4 protein-coding genes are annotated in these 3,851 nt (G+C 44.4%); 2 read left to right on the forward strand and 2 right to left on the reverse strand.

Annotated features, from left to right (window positions below; all coding sequences use genetic code 11):
- Together AC1DSE_RS32050 and AC1DSE_RS32055 are read left to right on the forward strand one after the other, a co-directional pair.
- The coding region (locus tag AC1DSE_RS32050) for a VCBS repeat-containing protein (RefSeq protein ID WP_477528817.1) at positions 1-622 on the forward strand (622 nt) is incomplete at its 5' end.
- Between the two features lie 100 nt (positions 623-722).
- Positions 723-1,115: a hypothetical protein gene (locus tag AC1DSE_RS32055; protein ID WP_477509027.1), complete on the forward strand. Its 393-nt coding sequence runs from the start codon at positions 723-725 to the stop codon at positions 1,113-1,115.
- Between the two features lie 69 nt (positions 1,116-1,184).
- Here AC1DSE_RS32055 and AC1DSE_RS32060 read toward each other — a convergent pair whose 3' ends face one another.
- Entirely contained in the window at positions 1,185-3,128 is a 1,944-nt protein-coding gene (locus AC1DSE_RS32060) for an ABC transporter permease (RefSeq protein WP_477509028.1), read from the reverse strand.
- Positions 3,103-3,851 (reverse strand): ABC transporter ATP-binding protein (locus tag AC1DSE_RS32065; protein ID WP_477528818.1); only part of this gene is annotated, 749 nt, incomplete at its 5' end. The genes AC1DSE_RS32065 and AC1DSE_RS32060, both read right to left, overlap by 26 nt.

A 3,851-nucleotide genomic window follows, 5' to 3' on the forward strand; every position in this document is an offset into this window, starting at 1 on the left:
ATCCGGTATATTCGCAGATCATATTACGCTAGTCATTCAAGATGGTTATTCACAGCAGCGAACAGTCGTTCCTTTACAAAATAATGCCGGTTATAACGCTGTCCTGCTGCTTGGCGACTTTGATAAAAATCAAATACCAGACATTTTGATCAGTATCGATTCCGGAGGAAGCGGCGGTTACGGCATTTTCTACATTTACTCCTTCGCTCACCATGYGCTTCACAAGCTGTTTGATTCAGACAGCTACAATCAACAATACAAGTTTCGCGTCCAGTATGAAGATATGTACAAAGTATCGGTATCAAGTGCTCAGCTTGATTTGCTGTTTATAATTGATATAAGCAGCAAAGGGGCCGCTTATTTAGCCACTTATTACAACGAAAACGGAACGCTGAAGCAGCCTCTGCAAGGTGAAGTGCTGGCTATCGCAGCATTAAACCCAATTATTACAGCCGAAAACCGTGCATCCTTTGATCTGCAGGCTCTTCAGCGCATCATTGGACCAACAAACGCTGATACGCTCGGTTATGTAGAGAATCTGCTGACATGGAATGGAAACAGATTTGATTCCTCTAGATTAAACGTCGCTATAATCGGTACTCCGCTCCAATCACATTTTTAACTTTTTTCAGATTGAATCGCTGACAATGATCGTTCGCCCAATCGTTGCTAGGTATTTCTGCATAACATGCATTAGCCCAATTGATAAGGAGTGATTTTGCATGGCATTTATGCCTCCAATAGGCCCTCAGGGGCCAATGGGACCGATGGGGCCTTTCGGACCATTTGGACCGCAAGGTCCGCAAGGTCCACAAGGTCCACAAGGACCTATGGGACCAGGACAACAAGGTCAACCAGGTATGTCGGGTCCGACCGCTCCGCCTCCACAATTCACGCCGCCGCAGCCAGCTGTTTCGTCATTTGCAATTGATCCAGGCGCTATTTCCGGCTGTTTGTTCCGCAACACTTACGTATGGATGGAGAATGGTCATGGTTTCTGGTTTTTCCCTGTATTTGTCGGACGTACATCTGTCTCCGGTTTCCGTTGGTTCGGAAGATCATGGGGTTACACCGGTATAGATTTACGGAGAATCAGCTCTTTCACTTGCTTCTAAATGTTCATATGAACATAAAAAAACGACTTCTCCTCATTTTCTGAGGAAAAAGCCGTTTTTTTAATTTTATTATGCGTTAGCCCCGCGAAGCATGCTCTTCATGTAGCTGCTGCATGCGGTTATGAAGTACAACGTCTGCATCACGATATAAATGCCGATAACGACGAAAGAGTAAATCCAATTGGATGACTCCATCAGGTTATCGAGTGCTTTCATTGCGAACAAGGCATGACAAATGCCAACGATAACGGGAACGAAAAAGACAATGCCAACCTGTGTGACGACGATTTTCCGAATCTCGCCCTTGGTCATCCCGATGCGAACTAAAGCCTTAAACTGTGCTTGATCATCCTGCAGCTCGGTGAACAGCTTGAAATAAATCATGCTTCCCGAAGCAATAAAGAATAACAAACTAATGAACATTCCGATAAATAAAGTCAAAGAAACCGTTTGATTCATTTCTTGCAGCGTTTTTACACGGCTAAAATCGGTTTGGGATTGAAATTGTTCTGGCACAAGCTTGCTAAGCTTCTCAACCGTAGCTGCTGTTTTCTCCCAATTGCTTAATTCATAGCCATACATCACATAAAGCTCATCTTCAGGCACACTCGTTAGCAGCTGCATGTAGGAAAAATCATCCATTACGAAAGTAAAATAGTTGCTATCGAGATAATTCATTACATGCGCTTGTACCGAGCCGCTTATATCGAATGCCGTTTCCTTACCGTTAATGCTGCCTTTTACAGTACCTGCTTGTTCTCTTCCTTTTGATAAATAGGACTTTATAAGCGTTAGCTTGCCATTCTCAGGCTGAATGCTCGGCTGACCCGTCAATGCTGCTAGCTTGTTGTAGTCGGTAGCTGAAATAACCAAAGCAGCATAATCATAATCATGCGCCTTTTCGTCTCCCCATTTAACCGAAAAGCGATTCAACAGTACGCCAGCTGCCTTTGCTTCACGCACAATTTTGTAGCCGTCCTCTTTGACTACTTGTCTAAGCTTACCTGGGTCAATAACCTCATGTGTATTCAAGCCTTTTTCACTATAAGCTAGTGAGAAAGGAGAGTATTCTATCATATTTTTTTTGGCACCGATGTTCATCACATATACCGTCCCAAGGGCAGTCATAACGATCGCGCTAAGAATTGATACAATAAATAAAATACGCGCATTATCCTTTATCTTATAGCCGAGCTGTGCAAACACGATCATATTGGTCCGTTTATAATATATCGATGATCTTTTTTGAATATAGCGGAGCAGCAAAATGCTCAGCTGAGTAAAGAGAAAGTACGTCCCGATAACGACAGTAATTAGTATTGGCAAGGCTAGGAGCATGAAATTTCCATCGTTCATAACCAAAGCCATGCCATATGCAGCCGATAAGCAAACGACAGACACAGCAACCAGCCAAGGCGAGAATACGAGCTGTCCTTTTGGCTTGCGAGCCGCTTTCAGCAAATCAATAATTTCAGTTCGTCCAATGCGAAGCGCTGTCCAAATGGAGATCAGCATGAACAGAACAAAAAAACCGCCTGCCGTTAAGCCAATGGCTTTGATTGGAGCCGCAAAAGATATCGCTTCCTGCAAATTAAGAAGCACCGTTAGAGCCATAAAAAACACCTTGCTGAACAGCATGCCAAGACCGATGCCTACAGCGATGGCCAGCGCAGCGATGGCTGCATTTTCATAAATAACAAGCTTTCGAAGCTGAACTTTTGTCATCCCGAATAAGGAGAACAAACCAAATTCCTGCTGCCTCGTTTTGAGAAATGCTGAATTAGAATAGAGCACAAACAAAAACGAGAATATGACGATAATATATTCACAAAACACCATGCCTGTACGAATTTTTGATGCTGCCATAATGTGGCCGCTCGTTACTTCTGGATGGTATAGAAACGCTGCATAAATATAAAAGATCATAACGGAAAAGACGCTGCTCAGGAAAAATGCGCTGTACGACCGCCAGTTGCCCCGAATGTTACTAAGCGCGAGCGAACGGAACGTCATCGAAATTACCTCCCAGCACGCTGAGCGCATCTAGTATTTGTTGGAAAAACGCTTGCCTGTTTGAGCCGCGGCGAATTTCCGAGAAAAACTTGCCGTCCTTGATGAATACGATGCGCTGGCAGTAGCTCGCAGAGAATGGATCATGCGTTACCATCAATACGGTCGCCTTAAAACGCTCATTCATGTCCTTCAGGGAATCCATAACATCCTTCGCTGATTTGGAATCGAGATTGCCCGTCAACTCATCTGCAAGCACGAGCGAAGGCTGATGAATAATAGCACGGGCGATTGCTGCGCGCTGCTTCTGGCCGCCAGACACCTCATACGTCCGCTTATTCAAGATTTGTTTGATTTGCAGCAATTCAGCGAGCGAATCCAGTTTTTGTTCAATTAGCTTCGGTGCCATGCCCTCCATTACGAGCGGCAAAATGATGTTTTCCTTGATTGATAATGTATCTAGCAAGTTAAAATCCTGAAAGACGAAACCGAGCTCGCGGCGGCGAAATAAGGCAAGCTTCTTGTCCGTTAGCTTGCTCGGATTTATGCCGTTGATTTCAATTTGACCAGAGGTTGGTCGATCGATCGTGGACAATAAATTCAGCAGAGTTGTTTTTCCGCTGCCAGAGGGCCCCATTACCCCTACGAATTCTCCCGCTTCCACTTGAAGCTCTATATCCTCAAGCGCTTTGTAAGCGACATTGCCTTTACTGCTGTATATTTTGC

It is taken from the genome of Paenibacillus sp. 01L418, from assembly GCF_056400045.1.

Excerpts from the sequence above, each read along its gene's own strand:
- AC1DSE_RS32055 (WP_477509027.1), top strand. The coding sequence starts at position 723 with ATGGCATTTATGCCTCCAATAGGCCCTCAGGGGCCAATGGGACCGATG.
- AC1DSE_RS32060 (WP_477509028.1), bottom strand. The coding sequence starts at position 3,128 with ATGACGTTCCGTTCGCTCGCGCTTAGTAACATTCGGGGCAACTGGCGG.